Origin of the sequence: Providencia sp. wls1922, from assembly GCF_009706505.1 — a bacterium.
Lineage (GTDB): Bacteria > Pseudomonadota > Gammaproteobacteria > Enterobacterales > Enterobacteriaceae > Providencia > Providencia lanzhouensis.
The window spans coordinates 92,701-111,161 of the sequence record NZ_WLUG01000080.1 but is presented as its reverse complement, the minus strand read 5'-3'; the positions used below and the strand labels follow the sequence as shown (position 1 = coordinate 111,161).

19 protein-coding genes are annotated in these 18,461 nt (G+C 47.9%); 1 reads left to right on the top strand and 18 read right to left on the bottom strand.

The window, feature by feature from the left end; all coding sequences use genetic code 11:
- Positions 1 to 47 precede the first annotated feature (47 nt).
- The 13 genes from GKR71_RS08320 to GKR71_RS08265 form a co-directional block, all read right to left on the bottom strand.
- On the bottom strand, positions 48 to 1,115 hold the full coding sequence (locus tag GKR71_RS08320; protein ID WP_154634132.1) for a DUF7146 domain-containing protein: 1,068 nt from the start codon (positions 1,113 to 1,115) through the stop codon (positions 48 to 50).
- Between the two features lie 91 nt (positions 1,116 to 1,206).
- A complete protein-coding gene (locus GKR71_RS08315) occupies positions 1,207 to 1,548 on the bottom strand; it encodes a hypothetical protein (protein ID WP_023266667.1) in 342 nt (113 codons plus the stop codon).
- On the bottom strand, positions 1,548 to 2,045 hold the full coding sequence (gene radC, locus GKR71_RS08310) for a RadC family protein (RefSeq protein ID WP_154634131.1): 498 nt from the start codon (positions 2,043 to 2,045) through the stop codon (positions 1,548 to 1,550). The genes GKR71_RS08315 and radC overlap by 1 nt, the downstream gene beginning before the upstream one ends.
- A gap of 83 nt (positions 2,046 to 2,128) precedes the next feature.
- Entirely contained in the window at positions 2,129 to 3,784 is a 1,656-nt protein-coding gene (locus GKR71_RS08305; RefSeq protein WP_154634130.1) for a VWA domain-containing protein, read from the bottom strand.
- A 69-nt stretch (positions 3,785 to 3,853) separates the two neighbouring features.
- Entirely contained in the window at positions 3,854 to 4,294 is a 441-nt protein-coding gene (locus GKR71_RS08300; protein WP_022614431.1) for a hypothetical protein, read from the bottom strand.
- A 61-nt stretch (positions 4,295 to 4,355) separates the two neighbouring features.
- A complete protein-coding gene (locus GKR71_RS08295) occupies positions 4,356 to 5,309 on the bottom strand; it encodes a DUF3150 domain-containing protein (RefSeq protein ID WP_053426188.1) in 954 nt (317 codons plus the stop codon).
- A gap of 98 nt (positions 5,310 to 5,407) precedes the next feature.
- A complete protein-coding gene (locus GKR71_RS08290) occupies positions 5,408 to 6,052 on the bottom strand; it encodes a hypothetical protein (RefSeq protein WP_442959410.1) in 645 nt (214 codons plus the stop codon).
- A 122-nt stretch (positions 6,053 to 6,174) separates the two neighbouring features.
- A complete protein-coding gene (locus tag GKR71_RS08285; RefSeq protein ID WP_154634128.1) occupies positions 6,175 to 7,134 on the bottom strand; it encodes an AAA family ATPase in 960 nt (319 codons plus the stop codon).
- A gap of 209 nt (positions 7,135 to 7,343) precedes the next feature.
- Positions 7,344 to 8,360: a YqaJ viral recombinase family nuclease gene (locus GKR71_RS08280; RefSeq protein WP_004249381.1), complete on the bottom strand. Its 1,017-nt coding sequence runs from the start codon at positions 8,358 to 8,360 to the stop codon at positions 7,344 to 7,346.
- Positions 8,361 to 8,420: 60 nt separating this feature from the next.
- On the bottom strand, positions 8,421 to 8,564 hold the full coding sequence (locus GKR71_RS19890) for a hypothetical protein (RefSeq protein ID WP_015066581.1): 144 nt from the start codon (positions 8,562 to 8,564) through the stop codon (positions 8,421 to 8,423).
- A gap of 81 nt (positions 8,565 to 8,645) precedes the next feature.
- Positions 8,646 to 9,464 (bottom strand): phage recombination protein Bet, encoded by an 819-nt coding sequence (bet, locus tag GKR71_RS08275; protein ID WP_000414662.1) that lies wholly within the window; start codon positions 9,462 to 9,464, stop codon positions 8,646 to 8,648.
- Positions 9,465 to 9,543: 79 nt separating this feature from the next.
- Positions 9,544 to 9,963: a single-stranded DNA-binding protein gene (locus GKR71_RS08270; RefSeq protein ID WP_012368368.1), complete on the bottom strand. Its 420-nt coding sequence runs from the start codon at positions 9,961 to 9,963 to the stop codon at positions 9,544 to 9,546.
- 15 nt (positions 9,964 to 9,978) lie between these two features.
- The gene (locus GKR71_RS08265) at positions 9,979 to 10,305 is read right to left on the bottom strand and encodes a plasmid-related protein (protein ID WP_154634127.1); all 327 of its coding nucleotides are present in this window, start codon (positions 10,303 to 10,305) and stop codon (positions 9,979 to 9,981) included.
- Between the two features lie 369 nt (positions 10,306 to 10,674).
- Here GKR71_RS08265 and GKR71_RS08260 point away from each other — a divergent pair, with 369 nt between their 5' ends.
- Positions 10,675 to 11,277 (top strand): hypothetical protein, encoded by a 603-nt coding sequence (locus GKR71_RS08260; protein WP_022614423.1) that lies wholly within the window; start codon positions 10,675 to 10,677, stop codon positions 11,275 to 11,277.
- Between the two features lie 90 nt (positions 11,278 to 11,367).
- Here GKR71_RS08260 and GKR71_RS20365 read toward each other — a convergent pair whose 3' ends face one another.
- From GKR71_RS20365 to GKR71_RS08235, 5 genes are all read right to left on the bottom strand, one after another.
- A complete protein-coding gene (locus GKR71_RS20365) occupies positions 11,368 to 12,030 on the bottom strand; it encodes a hypothetical protein (protein WP_000342215.1) in 663 nt (220 codons plus the stop codon).
- 30 nt (positions 12,031 to 12,060) lie between these two features.
- Positions 12,061 to 12,393 (bottom strand): hypothetical protein, encoded by a 333-nt coding sequence (locus GKR71_RS20360; protein WP_001132435.1) that lies wholly within the window; start codon positions 12,391 to 12,393, stop codon positions 12,061 to 12,063.
- Between the two features lie 231 nt (positions 12,394 to 12,624).
- Positions 12,625 to 16,317: a conjugal transfer protein TraN gene (traN, locus tag GKR71_RS08245; protein ID WP_154634126.1), complete on the bottom strand. Its 3,693-nt coding sequence runs from the start codon at positions 16,315 to 16,317 to the stop codon at positions 12,625 to 12,627.
- A 2-nt stretch (positions 16,318 to 16,319) separates the two neighbouring features.
- Positions 16,320 to 17,348 (bottom strand): TraU family protein, encoded by a 1,029-nt coding sequence (locus GKR71_RS08240; RefSeq protein ID WP_004249369.1) that lies wholly within the window; start codon positions 17,346 to 17,348, stop codon positions 16,320 to 16,322.
- Complete coding sequence (locus GKR71_RS08235) at positions 17,332 to 18,459, bottom strand: TrbC family F-type conjugative pilus assembly protein (RefSeq protein ID WP_230085043.1); 1,128 nt, start codon at positions 18,457 to 18,459, stop codon at positions 17,332 to 17,334. The genes GKR71_RS08240 and GKR71_RS08235 overlap by 17 nt, the downstream gene beginning before the upstream one ends.
- Between the last annotated feature and the right edge of the window lie 2 nt (positions 18,460 to 18,461).

Genomic DNA, 18,461 nt, shown 5'->3' with positions numbered 1-18,461 from the left:
TTTTTCAAATATGCAAGGCGCAAAAAAAGGGGTCGAAGCCCCTTGGATCAGATATGAACTTTAGGAAAGCCCATGGCACCGTAAACATTCAGCACATCATTCCAATCCCAACTTTTCACGCCGAGTGACGTTGGTATCGGGGGGATCAACACTTGTGTCAGAATGCCTTTTTGCCAGGCTTTTTTCTTGAGTTCATTCGCTGCATTCAGGCCAGTCTCAGAGAGATCGTGATCTGCCCAGATGTACAGCATTTTCACATTGCTTGGTGGTTCAAACCTAGCCAGTAGGGTTGCGTTCACAACCGACCAACATATTTGCCCCGTTGCTCTGTTAACCGCTAAAGCTGTTTCGATGCCTTCAGAAACACCTAGTACCTCACCAGGCTCACCTATCGGAATGGAACCACCAGTGATTGTTCTGTCACTTGGTATCGGCATCATCTTTTTAGGCTTTTCAACCGGCGCTTTGAATCCTTCTTCACTTAGGTAGATCCGATGAAACGTGGCCGAACGCCCTTGCTGAGTAACGATTTTACCTAGCAGCGCTGGGTAGCTATCGATAAACAAACCATCTTCATCATGGTAAGGCAAGTTTGGATGATACCTCAGCACCGAATCCCATTCAGGACGAAGCCGGGTAACAATGCCACGACGATGCATGTAGTTCCAAACTGGTTGCGCACGAGTATCTGCAAGAGAAAACGTTTCTCCCCAGGTTTGATTCAAGCGATGGATAATCGCTTTGTCCTCTTCCTGCTTTCTAGCCTTCCAGTCAACAGCGTTACTCGGTATTACCCGAGTTGGTACTTGTCCGGGTTGAATACCTAGAGCTTGACCGATTGCTTCAATAGACTGAGCAAAGTTCCATCCATTAATCCAAGACAACAGTTCAAAGCCATCATGAAAGATCCCGCAGGTGTTACAAACGCCACCTCCGGTATATTCAGCATCTTTGAACAGCCTAAAGCCATCACGACCGCCATGAACAGGACAAGCCACATGACGGCCTTTTCGAGCAATAGCGGCATCAAGTTCTGGCACCAACGCCGCCAGTATTTGAAGCCATTGGCCATTAAGATATGGCCTTACAGTTTCAATTTGTAAAGGTAACGCCATATAACCTCCTTAAGTAAAAAGCCGACTCCTACCACAAGTGATAAAAGTCAGCTCTGGGCCTGCATTGAGCCGTTTGGTTAATGCAGGAACGTTAGTCAAGCTGGATACCATGTCGTCTTAATAGCCACATGATGGAATCACGAAGCACATCAGGATCGACAACCGCAGCCATTGCGCAAACACGAAAGCAAAATGGCGTTAATTCGTCATTTTGAATCCACGACAACACATCCTTTCGCAATCGAGTACTGACACGACCGTCTAGCAATACACGGATCGCATCCAATAGAATGCCTTCGCGTAACTGCCAGATTTCCGTGTCAGACCAAGTGACAGGGGCATCATCAAACTCAAATAGAAATTCGAGCTGTGCTGATGTGTGCTGATGGGACTGCTTTTGTGATGTAGGAGAATGGGCAATACGCCCATTCATTACAGATAACCGCGTTCGGCAAGCGAAACGCAGCCCTCGGATGCGACCACGACATGGTCAAGCGTTCGAATATCAACAAGTGACAAGGCGTCACGAATTCGATGAGTGATGCGTTTATCAGCTTCACTGGGTTCAGGATCACCCGATGGATGGTTATGAACCAGTATCACTGCTGCCGCATTAAATTCCAACGCCCGCTTTGTTACTTCCCTTGGATACACGCTCGCAGCATCTAAAGTGCCTTTGAATAGCTCTTCAAATCTAATAACGCGATGCTTTGTATCAAGAAACAGTACGCCAAAGACTTCGTGCTCATACTCGTGCATCAGTGTTTGCAGGTATGAGAACGCCGATGATGGCTGTTCAATTTTGCGACCTTTACTCAATCGACCACGGGCAAGCTTGAGCGCCATATCTAAGATATCCGCTTCAGTCACTTGCTCAGGAACGATGTAAGTACCGGCTTCTTCGCCAGCTAAGAACTTTTTGTTTTTCATAGGAGTCTCCAAAAAAAAGCGGAGACGAACCCATGCCCTGAAGGGGACGGAATCGTCCCCGCAGGGTGGTATAATTGATGTGGTTACTGAATTAACAGTTGTTGTGTTACTTCGAATAACTCACGCTTCAGATCTTTGACGTCATTAATCACAATGCTTTGAGGAAAGAATTTCTCAACACTGCGTGTTTGAATCCCTATTCCCAGCAGCTCAAAGCCACTTCGCCTGCACCGGTCAACAATGTCATGCGTGGCAGCCCAATCATCTGGGTCACCATCCGTTAGCACTATCATTAGCTTTCGCTTCTGTTTTTGCGCTAACAAACTGTTTGCCGCAAACCACATCGCTTGTGCCATAGGCGTACAACCTCGTGGTTTTTGGTCAAAACAGGCGGCCCGATGTCGAACCGATTGCTTGGGCAATAACGCGATAGATACTTCCTGATGAATACCAGGAAAATAACTGACCGCAGGTACAACACCCGGTATACCTTCCAATGCCATGGCCAAAGCCAAAGCGGCTTCATTGGCAACATGAAAGTACTTGCGATTACCTTCGCCAATGGGTTTACCCATTGAGCCCGATATATCGACAAGCAAGTGCACAGCAGCATTAGGCGCAATGCGCGGCTGCCTTTGAATAAACAATCTCGATTCACCTGCTTGTGAGGCGGCAAGACGATGGGTTGCAACTCGAAGACCGTGCCGTTTGGCATGATTCCGATTGTCCTGACTGGACTGAACCATGCCCCTAAGCCTGGCTCGAATTTGAGCGGACTCAGACGCCGATAAGGTCAAAATGGCCTCATCACCCAACATAGCCTGCTCTGCTTGGGGCAAACTGAGTGGAGTGACACCCTGATGTCCTTCAGCTTGTTCCGACAATACTTCTGCCACTTGTGCAAAGGTATCGGATTCAAACTGAGCGGCACTGGCCTCTAAGGCTTGTCGCAAATTGTCAGCTTGATCAGAGTTATCAGAATCTCCCGTTTCAGCAGCATCCCCCGTTGCAGACGAACCTGTTTCCGGGGTTTGACTGTCACTACTGCTATTGCTGTCATTACTCGCATCTTGTCCAATGTCATCACCGTTATCAGCATCCGACTCATCCTGTGGTGGACGAGATTCTTCTTCCAACATGGCAACGATGGCATCGACAAGTTTCAGCACTTCACCTGTAGATGCCAGGCTAGGCACTGCTGTCAGCATGGCGCTTAACCGGCTCATCGCTGCGGCAGGAAAGAGTTGTCTCACTCTTTCATCAACAGCTTGATACAAAGGCGTCAGTGCTTTCTGGCCCAGAAAATGGCATCTCAAGCGAAACAACAACCAGGCTTGCAAGTTAGATGCAGGCTCAGGCTGTTCAGGTACACACATTTGCTGTGTGTCCACCATGTACTCAATCACTTGCGAAATACTGCGCCGGGTTCCGGGGTAATCCTTTGCCAATTCGTTTTCAATGCGAACGTCCTCAATGATATTGAGAAGTGCCTTACGGATCGGTTTGGACGACGCCTTCTGCACCATGTCAAAATTAGTATGCCGAATATGCGCCGCTTCATGAGCCAGATAACCCCACGCTATCTGTTGATAGTGTGGGTCGTCTGGGTTTGCTGTTGGGATCACAATCCGCTCACCATCGGTAAACGCATCTTGTCCTTGAATAAGCACCTTCACACCAAACTTTTCGCCATAAGCGGCGGCAACGATTGGCAGTGCGTTTTTTAATGGATGATTCATGGGAGTCTCCTAATCATTAGGGGGAATACTCCCTCAGCGGGAGCGTTTCCCCGCTGGGAATGTAAGTGTTTAAACCTGTGCTTTTAGCTTATCCAGGTCGTATTTTTGACCTAACCAAGCCACCAATTGAGCTGGACTCTCGTGCTGCTCAAATGACGTTTTAAGCTGGTCTAAACTCAGGATGTCATCCAATGTCAGACCGTACTGGTCTTGTAACTGAGTAGACACCTCGTGTTGATATTGCAGCCAGGCCCGCTCATAAGCGGTTTGCTGCAATGCCATGTTTGGAACAAATACCATGGCCGTTACCCAAACTCCTTGTGCGTCCGCATCTGCGATCAAAACAGGGTTCTTGGGGATCAAGACACTATGTGTTGAGTACGACCGTTGTACTAACGTTCGACAACACGCCACTTCTGGTATCGATTCACTTTCAACCGCATCAGTCACACCACGAAAATGTGCTTCAAACTGGTTCAGTTGGCTGGGGTTATGGATGGTTGATTGCATAATTTCCTCTTACATAGTTCAGAGGACATGCGCCCTTAAGGGCAACATGCCCTCAAGGACGTTAGAAATAAAATGAGTTTGGTACAGTCGAACCAAGGTTTGGTCTGACGGTTGGTTGTGGTATTGCACGTAAGTTATCTGCCTGAGCAGATACTGGCTGTGCGGGTTTAGGTTCAGGTTTGGGCATCAGTTGTCTGATATCCAATTGACCTTCACCGTGCATTCTCATCTTGTCTGGATCAGACAAAATTAAAATGGTCGCCATCAGTTCGTGATAGAGATTGTCTGTCACAGGGCCGGTCTTCGGCAGACGAACAAATAAATTGTCCATCGCTTCAACCATCGGCTGAACTCGATGATCCAGGAAGGACAAACCATCCAACTTGTCTCTTAACCGTTTGAGAGGATTAAGGGCTCGCTGGCTGATTTGATTCTTACCTGCAACGGAACGCTCAAACAGTTCATTGGCATCACGAGCCACCTCCCTAAAGAGGGTGTGTCCCATACCATTGACCTTGTCATCTAAGCCACCAGCTTGGTCAGCCGGTTGCATTCGATAGATGGCATAATCGAACTGAAGCCGTTGTTCCACGTCTTCGATGGGTGATAATGCACGTCGGATTGCATCTGCAAATTCCGGGTGTTTTGCAACCCAGTCAAAAGTCACCTGATCATAGTTGTCCAAGAACAACTGCTTACACTGCGCAAACTCCTGACCGATCCGGTCAAGCTCAGGAACAATCTGATCAATTCGATCTTCAGGGACGGCATAGCCACCTAAAAACCGTACACCGACTTGCTCACACAAGCGCTGCGCTTCTTTTTTAAGCCTTTCAAAGTTCGCCAATGCCTCTGGGTCGCAAATTTTTTTACTCCCTAAGCTGGCAACATCCTTCGGTGGAAGTTGGCTGCCATTAGCTAATCTGAAATCTTCAGGCCTTAGTTTTTTTCTACCGCTCCAGATGGAACAGTCGATGTGACAAATCAAAAGTTTGTCGAGGGTTTGAATACTCATAGTGCATCCTCATGTAAGATGGGGACGCATCACTCCCAACAGGAGCAATGGCCCCCGTTTGGGTGGTAGTAGTTGACGCGCTAATGGCAACATCACTATCAGAAATAGTAATTTTGCGAATCAGGCGACGATTGGTTGAGATCGATTTTCGCAGGCATTAAGTCCAGTGCTTCAGCTATCGGGCGAACCCGCTCTAAATCACTGCCTAACAGCCTCAATACATCTTTTTCCAACTTCAGTTGGTCAGATACTTCTATCCCTTCAGGACTCGCTACTGTGAGCGAACACAGTGGTGGTAATTGACGCTTAAAGGCCAGTAACAGCAACAATGGCCACGGGCCATCATCAGTGTTAACAATGCCAGCGCCTTCACCTGACACCATGCTGATTTGATTGGTACTAGGTAATGCGCCTTTGCAAAACCCTAATGACCATTCTCCAATCCTGACCTGGTTATCATCAATAACAGCCAAGCCATAGGCTTCAAGCAGCTTTGCCATATCGAACAACGCTTTTTGCGCCAGCGATATTTGGCCATTGACGTCCTTGCGAGTACGAAACTCCCAACTGACGTTATTGGCGCACGCGACGCTATCTAGCGCATTTGAGAGTTCAAATGGCCGCCCTTGATGATCAATGCCGACTTGTCCAACAAATCGATAACCCTTGTTGATTTTCTCATTGATTCTTCGGTCTGCTTCAGCGTTAGGATCAGTCGAGTCAATCAATCGCTGCTGCGACAATTGACCGGCTTTTCCAAACCGAACTTCAATCTCCTGGGTGTCTGATCCAACGTAAATGGCCCATTCTTTGGCTGTCCCATCAGAATGACTGTAACGGTAAAGAGCAAAGCAATTTTCCATCATCAATCCTCCCAGTGGTCACCGAAGACATCAGCGGCAATACGGTGAATGGCTTCACGTTGCTCCAACTCAGCACGAGCCGTCAAAGACCGAACCAGTGCATACTCCACTGCGTTAGGAGCGCCTTTAAAAGCAAGTGTTAGCTTTGCCCAGCGCACCAAGGTCCGAGTGGACATGGTGATACTAAGCTCAGCACCGCCATCCGCGCCCCCAATAAAAAGACGGCGAATGTCACCAGCCACTTTCACCATTTTTTGGCGAAAGACTTCTGATAAGCCCGGCGCAACGTTCTCCAGAATGGCTTCCTCTACAGAAGGCTCTGCATAGGTCGCTTCGATGATTCTAAAGCGATCAAGAAAAGCCAAATTCTGTTGAAGCACACCTTGATACAAGCCCGTCTGGTCACCGCTGCCAGCACTGTTACCGGTTGCGATAAAACGAAACTTGTTGTGTGGCATGATGATCTCACCGCCATTTTGTGCGATGACCAACGGGGCACCTTCCAAAATGTCATTGAGTCCAGCCAGTTCAGCAGGCTCAGCAAGATCCATTTCATTAATGATCAGCAAATAGCCATGCTTTACAGCCAGTGCTAGCGGTCCATACACAAAGGTCATGCTGCCATTAACCAGCGTGTGGTGACCGATAAGATCGGACAACTCCAATCGACCATGCGCAGTAATTTGCTGAACAGGCCAATTCAATCGAGAAGCAACTTGGCAAATTAGCGAGGTCTTACCGCATCCTGTGGGGCCTGTAATATACAAACCGTCACCGTCTGGGTTAGACAAGAACGCCAATACGTCACGTAAGTCTTCTTTTCTAAAAACATACTCGTCCTTGCGAACGGGAATGTTTGGATGGGTAGTGTCGGCACTAAATCCTTCCAGAACGAAAGCATCAGGAGCTGGGACATTAAACGCTTGATTAACTTGAACCAAAAATGGGGATTGTTCAGTCATGGTAAACCTCATCTGTTTTGACGAGGCCCCATGCCCCAAAAGGGACTGAAGTCCCCGTCGGGTGGTGTGTTGATTGTGGTATGGCTGTGTATGTAAGAGTTCAGCTCGCTCTATCATTCGTACCCAGCATTGGCTACGAGTGAAACTGCTTTCTGATGCACTTGGTATAAGCGCATTAGAAAGGAGCCGAAATCGGCTCCAAGTGAACGTTAAAAGTAAAATGAGCTCGGCGAGTCACCTGGCAGAACCAAGTTCTCTTGCTCAAGACTGATTTTGATTGGTGTTTCAACGGGCTGCTCTGGCTTATTGGTGCTAATGCGCAACCGCTCTTGTGGTGCTTTTCGGTAAGCGGCTAAAACCTGTTCATCCAGCTCGCCTAATTTATCGGTGGCCAATTGCTTATAGTCCACCGTACCTGCCATCATGTAGCGGCTGAGTTTGACCCCAGCATAGTCGGCATGAGCGTAGTTACCCATCATAGCGACCAATTTCGACTGAGCTTCTCGCATTTCCTCTTTCAAAGATTTAATGTGATTTTCCAGTCGAACCACTTCGGCATGTGCTGAGCAATACTGCCGAGACAGTGATGTCCAACGGTACTGGGCTTCACCCTTAGGAACAAAACAATCTTGCTCAGGGCATTTTGACGGTTCCTTTTTGGTCTGTACTAACTCCCAAAACTGAAGCGCTGTTTCTTGCAATTCAGTTAAGAACGCCGCGTCTCGTTGTATTTCAAACTCAATCAGTTGATCCTCAAAATAGAAAACCAACCAACCTCGCGTGCTATTGGCGACCAGTATTTGATGCTGTACTTGCACCCAATACAACTGATATGCCTCGCTTTGTTCTCTGTGAGCTTGCACATCCTCAAAAACTGACTGGCAAGGACATTTCAATTCAACGGGTTCACCCGCATCGTTGATGCCATCAAAGCTAGCTCGAAAGATTGCGTTATGATCGGCTTCTGCACATAACGGCAGAAGAAAGTCATTATGCGCATTCTCAAATGCTCGCCTTGCTTGAGGCTCCAACCGAATACCTCGAAGCACATTAGGATTATTCGACAGGTCTTCCGGTAATACGAATCCGGTTTTTTCTGCCCATAATCGCCAAGGTGTTTTGTAGGGTGAACGCCCCATAATAATTGGGGCTTCAGATGCCGTAACCCCTGCAATGCGCCACTGGTGCCATGCAGGAGTACGTTGTGATAGGTCGATAACCTTCATATTGCCTCCTTTGAGGGGAGACTCCCCCGAAGGAGAGAACTCCCCTTCAGGGTTAAGTGGTTACTTTGCAGCTTGTGCTAACGCTGTTTGGTGCTGAACAACACTTGCTTGAACCGAATCAATTGCCGCTTTACCGGCTTGAATCGAACCTAAGACAAGGGCAACAACCAATACCAAGCGAAAAAGTGAGGCTGATTTAGTCATGGAAGATCTCCAAAAAAAGACGAGACCTTCCCCCTGACGGGAGAGTAATCCCGCCAGGGTTAGTAAAATGAATGCGTGGCGCTAAGAAGCTAAAGGCTGTGTGAGCGCTTTGGCTGCTTGTTGCTGAGCATTAAAGATTTCTTGCTTCGCAAACGTCAGCTCAACACCTTGAAAATGTTCATTGGCATATTCCAATGCACTATTCCAAGCGTTTGAAGCTTCCGCCCGCTCGATAAGCTTGTAAACAAGCCCTCGGGTTCGATCATCAACTTGCTCGGGTGGAATCACAGATGGCTCAACAACGTGTGTTGCTTGGCCTTCGATAATTCGCTCCGCTTCGTCTTGATCGAAAATTCCCACAAAGCCAAAGGCAATGCGGGAACACTGGATCATGGATTTATGTCTTAGCATTCGCTTAGTGTGCGTCTGCCATGGACCATCTACCCGGTAAGGGCCATTTTTGCCGTTACCTTCAAAAGGCGGTCGATAGACTTCATCCAGATACTCAGTGATTTTGACTGGGTGCGAACGGTCGCGCCGGTAGATGATGCATTCCATCCATTCCGGGCATTCTTTCGCGCCATCCAGGGAGACTTTGTTTTCTGAAGTCTTGAACTCCATGCCATCAAACTGGTCGTGTTGATTGATGATACGAGACCATCCATCGACACCTACCACTGGAATAATTCCAGCTTGTTTATCAGGGAACGCAAAAATCTCTTTGGTGAAAGGGTTCAAGCCGTACTGATCTGCGACCACCAAGAGCGCCATCATCTGCTCATTGGTCGGTGCACTACCGTCACGTTGCTTGAATGCTGTTGCTTTTAGGGTATCGAACAACTTGTTTGGATCGACACTAAAGCGCTCAGCAAAGCGTTGGATTAGCTTTGGTTTTTCCATTATGGACTCCGACAATCAAAGTGGGAGTCTGCCCCTGACGGGAAAGTACTCCCGGCTGGGTTAAAGCGTTATCGCTCGGTTAAAAATCTGGTTCAGGATAAGTTTGTGCCCAATTAGCTTGGGAGCTCGCATCATCCGCCGGTGATGGCTCAGATGCTTTGTTCACACTATCAAGAAGCAGAAACTCGTCCGCGTCCACTTCGGTCAATCGATGCTTAATGCCATCTTTCTCCCATGAGCGCGTGCGCTGAGGCCCTTGAACAAAAAGCTTCGCTCCTTTTTGGATCAAATCTTTTGCTCTTAGCCCTAACTTAAATCCACCACGATCTCGAAAAACGACCCGATGCCATTCCGTATGCTCTTTGAGCTCATTGGATTGACGGTCGCGCCATTTCTCAGAAGTGGCCAGCGAAATGCTGGTCACTAAATCACCTGATGGATAGGCTCGTGTCTCTGGCTCAGAGCCAACGTAGCCTATGAGTGTTACTTGGTTTTTCATGATGTTCTCCTCGTCTTAGTTGAACTCTGTGCACACAGTTGCTTCTACCCGGCTGGGCAAAGAAGACTGACGACGCAGATAGGTTGGTATTTCGAGTAAAGCCATGTCGTACTGATGTGGCTCTTTGTAAAACGCAGATGTCAAACGGGGCATACCAGGAGCTTTAGGCACTGCCATTGGACGACGTTTTGGTGTTGGTGTGAGCAATCGCTTGATTTGAGTAAGTACAAATCGAAACGGGCGCACGCTTTGAAGAGCAACCAATCGCAAAAGCGACCAGCTCAGTTTTGCAAGCAACATAATGCCTGCGACTTGGATAATAAATCCGAAGATATATTCCATTGGTGACTCCTTAATTAGGTTGTGAAGGAGTCACCCCCAACTGGGGAAAACTCCCCCAGTTGGGTGGTGAAAAGGCGAACCGCAAGGAACGCATGGTTGAGCATGTAAAAACATGCAGGCTATTTGTTTAAGGAGGCTAGCTACCTCTTAGTACCACTGAGAATACTCAGCGGCGGGCTTCCTTTGAGCTCATGCTCTCAGGCGCAGATATCACTGAAACAGATCAGCAATATTTGATAGTCATTGTAACCGTCTTATCCAGACAGGATAGTTAGAAAGATGCTCAATTCTTCCACCTAGCTGAAAGGCCATTACCGCACAGAGGATTAGGCTAGGGACTGATTATTGTCATATCAGGAGCAAAAACTTATGGCCCAAGCAAAACCCAATTACTCAAAACCCATCTTTGAACAATCATTCACAATTAATAGCTTACAGGCGCAACGTGTCGTTGACCGTGTTTTTAGACGGACGGTCAGTGCGCTTTACGGAATCGATGTCATCCTGCGCATCATTGGCGATGAGAACGAAATTGATGAAGTGGAACAGATCATTAGCCAGTTGATCGAGGATTGCGCTAAGGCGGTAGACAACGAACAATCTCGTTTGGACAAATTGATGGAGTCCAACGGCATCGATGAAGTACCTGACTACACCGACCCGATTACCTTCAACGCTAAAATCAGCTCGCCTCAGGTTGGCCAGTTTGTCGGCTTAGTGCGCAAACTCGATTCGTTGATGATCTCAATGGACACACTCTGGTTATCTAGCGTGCTTAGTAACAAGCAACGTGTTGATGGCAACTACGCATGGCAACAGCGCATTATCAAACTTGCACGACGCATTATTGATATCGAAATTCGTGCACGAAAATCAGCCCAAGCTAAGGGTAAAGAAGCAGAAGTTGAGCAAGCGGTGCCTTCAACCGATGACGATATCACTGAAGAGGAAACAGATACTCCCGCCAACTAGCGAACGGCTCCCATCACACAGCCCCTCTTGAAGGGGCTTTTTCAAGATACGACGCAAGGCTTGCGCTGCATATAACTATTCAAGCATTGGTTATATATGATTTTTGTAAGCGTGGTAGTTATCGAGTACTTGATGATAAAGCATGGCCGACTTTTTTCTTGCGGCAGGATGGAAGGCATTGATGAAGACAACCCCGTCATTAACATGCACTCGTTCGCTAACTTTTTTAAGCTCAGGGAATACGTAACGTTTAACTTGATTATATGTGCCGCAAAGCACAACAATATCAGGGTTAATCAACTCAATTTGCCTTCGAACAAAAGGGGCAAACTCTTTGGCATGGGCGTCAAACGACTTTTGGTCGGTTCGCGCACTTCCAGATGTTTTCCTTATATTTATGTATGCAATATTCTTAACTGCATTTTTTTCATTTAATTTAGCATCTCTCAGTGACGGCACAGCCCCATCATATTTTTGAAGTCCGTAAGCCCAACGCCCCACCCGACGAAGAACCTTTCCTCGCCACCATCCACTTGCCTTCACCTCAATAGCCCTATTAATAGCGTTGACAATATTTTGCTTTGCTTCATTTGTTTCCTTTAAAACAAACAAAACTTTTTTACCACAACTATCCCAGTCCTCAGTTGAAATCACTCCATCGTAGTTGAAATACCAATCCTTCGGGAATGCCTCTGACCATGCAACCATTAACTTATCAAGACAGTCTATTTCTGAAACATATTTATCATCCATAGGAAAACTCAGGCTGGTTCTTATAAAACATCATTTGGATAGATGGGTAGTTCCATTAGGTAGCCATTCAATATTTAAAGTGCCACCACCAAAACGCACAATCCCTTCCTTTTTCGGCAGCTCGTTACATTGACCTCGGTATTCTATGAAATTATCCAGAAGTTCAAGCAAGTGTAATTTGAAGCCTGATTCGGTGACCTGATCAAAAATGTCATCTTCAAGAGTCCAAGATGTTCCGCTTAGGCGGTCTTCGTCATCTTCCGCACGAAACACCACCTCACCCGACACCTTCACAATGTCAGGGTGTTGTTTTGAAAGCATAGACAAACGAGTAGCTTCAAAGTTTTGATCGAAATTAGGCATTATTAATTTTCCTTTTATCATAAATTTTATATGTGCCAGACTATCAGCTTTTCCTTTTTGCAGCAGCCTCCTAAGTCTGAAAATGGTAAAAAAATAAGAGCAAATTGCGCACACGCTGAACAGAAAGTATAAGAGGCCCAAAGTGCCAAATTGGTTACCTTAAGGCGCAATAAGCTCATTAAAGTAACCATGATGGAACATTATTGGCAAAGCTGTTTTAGATGGATACGCTCAATTATTCCCCGAAATTTCTTCCGTCGCCTCCTGGCGTAATTTCTGAGCATCCATTCCGTTTAGCCTTTCAATGGCTCTATCTGCGGCACTTTGACGATTTCCATCAACGTTTAGCGTACTTCCTGAGCCTGTGAGTCGTTCCAGATCCAGTGACGGTACTTCGGGTAGGTTGCCTGTTATCGACAAGATACCTATCCATTCATCCAGATTGACTTGGCTCCAATCTACCTGGTTTAACTGACTCGCGGTCAAACCTTCACAGTTTGGTGACTTGGCACTGCCCCAACCAAGGCCCAATTGAGGACGTACTTGTTCTTGAATGATCCGTGAAAGTGGCGAAGTAAAGCAGCAATATGATTGCCGTTTCTCAACACAGGCACCTAAGAACTTAGACTTGCAGTAAGAGCCCACGTAATGGCAACTCTTCAATACCCGCTTGGCGTTCATCTCAAACTCACTTTGCTCACATTTCCAGATTAGCTGAATGAGGATCATGGTGACTGAATAAATCATGTAGGCCGTCATAACCGTACTCAGAACCGCGCCCGCAGCGCCACCGAGGGCAAAGTTGCCACCCGAAACAACACCATCGGCTCCAACCGCGCCACCAACGTTGCTAAACAGTGCCGATTGCGCCCCCGAACCAAAGGTCGTACCTACCCATTCAGCCGTCTTGTTGGTCAACACCTGCATAAAGCCAGTCGCAGCTTGCTCCGCTCCCGCGCCAGCAGCCGTTGATGGCCCAGCCCCCATGAGAGAGTCCCATGCAGACACAAAAGGCTCTTTGACCGCACTCCAAGTGCTCGTGATTGGCTCCCTGAGCGTATTCCAGGAACCATAGATTGCCGACGACGGATTCATGGCCATGACTGCCGTATCAAGCTTGTTGACCGCAACTATCATTGTGATGTAATCCGATAACGACACGCCACTTGGCTTTTCACAGCAATCCACTATGCCGCCAACGGCTTTTTTGCACTGGCCAGCATTACCTTTAAAGACCGTACACTCGACGTTATCTTGGCCATCAGCTCCCGTGCATGACATATCATTGGTCATAAACTGCGCTGCATTAAGCATCGCAGCGGCCTCTGCAAAGTTAGCCTGCTTGATTGACTCTGGCTCTAAACAATCTGTGCCCATACAGCGAACTGGCCCCTCACAGTTGTATTGAGTTTCCATTCGAGCGTTTTGCACTTCTACGCTTTGTCCGCAGTCATACACCAAACTTTGGATATAACAGAAGCCTTCATGACCAGCCCCGCCTTCAGTGCATTCGGTTCTGACATACTGGCAGGCATGGTTTTGCTCTAGCGCGGCACACGTATTGGTGGTCGTGTTTTGTCCGTTATTGACGATGGTTTGTGTATTACCATTGGCATCTACCCAGCTATCTGAGCTGCCCATGTTGAACTCTGGATGAGCAGTCGAAGCATTGTAGGTCGCTCTTGCCCTCCAGCATGAGAGCCCCAGTCCATCAGAACTGCCGCGACTGGTTAAATGAGCAGGAGACGAAACTACCGCCGGATAAAGGCTTCCAAGATTGGCCAACTCGCCACTACCAACCTTTAACTCGTCGATTCGTTTTGTGCCCGTATCCAAACACTGCCACTGCACCGCAGTAAACTGATCCGTTTGCATCAAGCATTGGTCTATGCCTGGATCACTTGATTGATGAACTACCTCCTGCTCTAAGTACTTGCCAGAGAAGGTCAATGAAGCGCTCAGTTTCGCAGGAGCCAAACACTTCTGAACTTCTCGGCTGCAAGTATCGAAATCGACTTTGTTCCAGCCGAATTCACATCTGGAACGAGTGACTTCCTGGGGTTCATGCCACGAAATAATCGACCCATTAACGACCTTGCACAATGAGCCAACCAAGGTTCCTTTTGGACAGGTCATTTCAGGGTACTTAATCGACGGTTTCGTCTCAGTCACCGTTTCCTTATTGCCCGTCAGTGAGAGTGTCGTTTTCCAACCATTTGCCTTCGATGGCGACTCGGTGACTTTTATCTCAGTATTTTGATTATCAAAAATCCTCAGCGTCGCGTTTCCAGTTTGCATAGTACTGCTGTGCTGTGGAACAAAACTGAGCGTTTCGGAGCTAAAGCAACCACGCTCAATGGACCAGCTTTGTTGATGGGTTTCAGCGGATACACGTCGCTCTAACTGACACTGAGTAAGCGTGCTGATCTTCTCGCACACCTGGTAATCCGGTACATGCTTGGTTTCAGTAAATGGCGTAATCGTCTGAGTAGGCTCACAGGCCTCAAAACTACTCGGCATAAGATTGGATACCACACACTTTGGATCGCTGGTTTGCAATCCACAGTCATAGGTATCGGTAAAACGAATACATTCATCTTTATCATTGGTTTCGGCACATTCTGACGACATGAATCCACAGGAAGGATTCGCTTCAAGCACTTGGCAGGCCTGATTTTCAATCCCCTTATAGCTTTCATCATCCACACTAACTTGTACACGCCGACACAAAGGCGATATGCCAGCCACAGGGCTTGGGGCAAAATAGGATTCACAAACTGAAACACCATTGACCACCGTACATCCGTTGGTTGAAGACGGCCGATCCGTGCATTGAATGCTGTAGTCTGAAAACATCGTCGGGATATCCGCTGCTTGTTCAATACAGGATTGTGGCGACCAACTATCATTCATCACCACCATGGTTGGATCAAAGCGCACCTTGATGCGTGCATAACCCTCACCACTACCCGTAACCGATACGCGAATTTTGACTGGCACTTCTAAACCTGGCTCTACCGCTTTTAGCTTGGCGGTGAGGTCAGTATTAGGATTGCGTTCCCAACTGGTACTAAGCTCGCAGCGACCTGCCGTTTCTGGTGGAAAGTTATTGTTCGGCCCAGACCAGACTTTCTGATCGCCAAGCCACACCTGCATGTAGTCATCCCATTTGGCGTACTCAAGAACGGCTGAGGTAATCGCATCGGGGTTCACGACTTTGAGTGTGATGGCCTGTTCAAACACTTTACAACGGCCACTCCAGTAGTTGTCGCCTATTCGTCCAATCCAAACTTCAAGACATCCCTCACCACAAGAGCGAAGGTTCATTGGTCCTGAAACATGCTCAATAATGCCTGCCGTGTAATCGTGAGTAATAGTGCAGCTGTTAACCGCTGTATTGAGCCTGTCACATTGCTGGTAGTTTGGGCTGCCTTCACCTTGAGACTCACAGCCTGGGAAGCTTTGCGTTAATAGATTTGGGTCAGTTTGAACCGCATCGGTTAATGCCCAAAGCGGATCATTGACCATATCTGGCCGAGACCTGTCTTTGATTTGCTGGAGCGAGCGAAACGCCTCACCCGTAGCGCCATTTTCGGATGCCATGCTCTCTTGGCGCTGCGTCCCCAATTGATTCATACTGGCATCAGAGCCATAAACGCCCGTTAAGACATCCAATGAGCCCTGATCCATACCAGGGAAAAGCTCTTGCAAGTTAATCGTCTCATTACCACTGCCATTCGGCACCGACAATGTATTGCCATTGAGTGCGGGCATCGCCCAGTTTTGCAGCAATTGCTTACCTTCTTGTTGTCCGCTTAAGCCGGATTGGCGCTGCACATCAGCGGCCACAGCATGTAAGGGCAAGCACGCCATAGTGATTGATAAAACACCCGCTAAAACTCGGGTAAAAAGTGTTGGTTTCATGGTTAACCTCCCGAGTTACAGCAGTCTTGCCAGCGCCACAAAATGTAGAGAGCATCTTCTCCGGCACCGGGGATCGTTCGCCACTCTCCCCATTTCATGGTGCTTTCACCGATGACATGCGCACTTTCAGTTTCTGGTACAGGGAAGAACATACTCATCTTGTATTGGGATTTCGGTAGCATGGGTTCGATAACAGGTCGACATAGCGCACTGTTCCCCATTGTTCGCCTTGCAAGACCACGCCTGTGTTGAGCCGCGATTGCACGCGCCGCTAAATGGCTGGTGTTTTCTGCTAATGAGCCAAAGGCTAAGGTGTGGCCAGATAAGGGATAGAGATGGCCCCAACTGCCAGCACACCAAAACAACTGGTCGATGGGTTTACCAAGCGTTGATGAAGCAGCGTCAGCGGTACAAGCCGAAATAGCCAATGGATTGGCAACGGCAGCAGCTTCAGGCTGAGTAAAAAAGGCCAGTTCATCGTTCAGCCATGTTGGGTCCAATTCGGACAAATACATCAAGTCAAAGTCCATGTAACCATCGGCATTGCAATTGCCATCCATGAACAAATCGAGCATGACCAAAAGCGGAAAGGCGTAATAATGGTAATGGTAGAAAGCGAGATCACCGGTATCGTATTCACCCTCGCCATGACCACCTTGCAGTCGCCTATCACCTAACGGTAAACGAATCCCTCCCAGGGAAGGCGAGCAACCCGGCGTTCTGACCAGTTCAATTAAACGCGCTGGCTCCCACATGCTGGTAACAATACCTGGCCTTGGCACGCCTAAGTTATCTTCACATAAGCAAAATGACTTGTTTGATGCGCCGCTTGGGACACTACCAGAGCCAAGAGGAAGACCCGCAACTCGGATAGGAAAAATGCATGACCAGCAAACATCCGTCAGCAACTTACCCGACAATAAACCCGCGTCTGGGCAGGTCAGTTCGGCTTTTGCAGGAATAGATGCGCCAAGGACAAACATGACAACGAGAGTCCGCAACAGACGATACGTATTATTGAGCTTTTTCATGAACAAGCTCCTTTGCTGGAATTTCTTCTATTTCAAACGCGAGCCCCTTTGCTTGAACAAACGATGGGGTGACTTGCAGATCAAAGCGCTGCTTTAGCGAGGCATTGAGAAGGTAAACCGGACTATCCAATGTCTTTTCGAGCGCATTGAGGCGATTCCAGCCTTGGGCACGGTCGAGCTGCGTGGTGATAAGCGTAATGCGGCGCAGTGTCCTATCTTGCGTCTCAAGCCAATGCGCTACTGCGTCCACTTCTTCAGCGTTCGACGCATTAAACACCACAAGCTGCTGAGTGAACGGCAAGGCATTTAGCGGGTTAATACGCGTTCCTGCTGGGATCAATGTTCGGCCATTGGCATCCAATAGTGGCCGCTGCATGACGATGGTTGGATCAACCATTCTTATCCGATACTGCGTGGCTTTGGGTAACTCAGTAAATGTTTGGCGAGACCAGAAACGCTCAATGGCTTTTTTCTTTAACGCGCCCAAGTCAATCGACTGTAAACGCTGCATCGCTACTTGCATCAAATCCGGTTCTAAAATCGAATGAATAGGACCGCGTTGACCCAATGAACCGGTATTGCCTGTTTCAATTTGACGCTGCAACCAGTCCTTGCTGTAAACCCCTAGTGCACTTGCAGTCACCTTGTTATCTTTTATGCGGAAAATGGCAGGCACGCTAGTCACCCGCCAGTGCACAAAGGCTTTCGGATCGATTCGAACCTGAGGAACAGGATCAAGCCCCGTCATCAGGGTATGCCAATCACGGATAGCCGCCCCCAAGGTCTTTCCTTCAGGAATTCCCCGAAACAACACAATAGCGCCGGTAGCACTGGCCTCTTTAAATAGCTGCTTCAGTGAGGAATCCCCCAGTGAAGACGACGCAAATATCAACCATTCATCGTTGTGTTTGCGCGACTTAGGTTGTTCAATCGGTGAAAAAGGCTCTATAAATTCAGATGAACCATCCACAGCACTTTGTAAAATGCTGCGGCTCATTTCGACGATCTTTTTGTCTTCGTCTGACAACGGATAAGGCTCTTGTGCCCAGGACACTTGAACCCAAGCCAATGGAGCAACCAACAAAAATAAGAGACATAGTCTTTGCATCATCT

Bases quoted from the DNA above. Each gene is read 5' to 3' on its own strand.
- GKR71_RS08295 (WP_053426188.1), bottom strand. From the start codon at position 5,309: ATGAGTATTCAAACCCTCGACAAACTTTTGATTTGTCACATCGACTGT.
- bet (WP_000414662.1), bottom strand. From the start codon at position 9,464: ATGGAAAAACCAAAGCTAATCCAACGCTTTGCTGAGCGCTTTAGTGTC.
- GKR71_RS08285 (WP_154634128.1), bottom strand. From the start codon at position 7,134: ATGACTGAACAATCCCCATTTTTGGTTCAAGTTAATCAAGCGTTTAAT.
- GKR71_RS08235 (WP_230085043.1), bottom strand. From the start codon at position 18,459: ATGATGCAAAGACTATGTCTCTTATTTTTGTTGGTTGCTCCATTGGCT.
- GKR71_RS08265 (WP_154634127.1), bottom strand. From the start codon at position 10,305: ATGGAATATATCTTCGGATTTATTATCCAAGTCGCAGGCATTATGTTG.
- GKR71_RS08260 (WP_022614423.1), top strand. From the start codon at position 10,675: ATGGCCCAAGCAAAACCCAATTACTCAAAACCCATCTTTGAACAATCA.
- traN (WP_154634126.1), bottom strand. From the start codon at position 16,317: ATGAAACCAACACTTTTTACCCGAGTTTTAGCGGGTGTTTTATCAATC.
- radC (WP_154634131.1), bottom strand. From the start codon at position 2,045: ATGAAAAACAAAAAGTTCTTAGCTGGCGAAGAAGCCGGTACTTACATC.
- GKR71_RS20360 (WP_001132435.1), bottom strand. From the start codon at position 12,393: ATGCCTAATTTCGATCAAAACTTTGAAGCTACTCGTTTGTCTATGCTT.
- GKR71_RS08270 (WP_012368368.1), bottom strand. From the start codon at position 9,963: ATGAAAAACCAAGTAACACTCATAGGCTACGTTGGCTCTGAGCCAGAG.
- GKR71_RS08315 (WP_023266667.1), bottom strand. From the start codon at position 1,548: ATGAATGGGCGTATTGCCCATTCTCCTACATCACAAAAGCAGTCCCAT.
- GKR71_RS19890 (WP_015066581.1), bottom strand. From the start codon at position 8,564: ATGACTAAATCAGCCTCACTTTTTCGCTTGGTATTGGTTGTTGCCCTT.
- GKR71_RS08280 (WP_004249381.1), bottom strand. From the start codon at position 8,360: ATGAAGGTTATCGACCTATCACAACGTACTCCTGCATGGCACCAGTGG.
- GKR71_RS08305 (WP_154634130.1), bottom strand. From the start codon at position 3,784: ATGAATCATCCATTAAAAAACGCACTGCCAATCGTTGCCGCCGCTTAT.
- GKR71_RS08240 (WP_004249369.1), bottom strand. From the start codon at position 17,348: ATGAAAAAGCTCAATAATACGTATCGTCTGTTGCGGACTCTCGTTGTC.
- GKR71_RS08300 (WP_022614431.1), bottom strand. From the start codon at position 4,294: ATGCAATCAACCATCCATAACCCCAGCCAACTGAACCAGTTTGAAGCA.
- GKR71_RS08320 (WP_154634132.1), bottom strand. From the start codon at position 1,115: ATGGCGTTACCTTTACAAATTGAAACTGTAAGGCCATATCTTAATGGC.
- GKR71_RS20365 (WP_000342215.1), bottom strand. From the start codon at position 12,030: ATGGATGATAAATATGTTTCAGAAATAGACTGTCTTGATAAGTTAATG.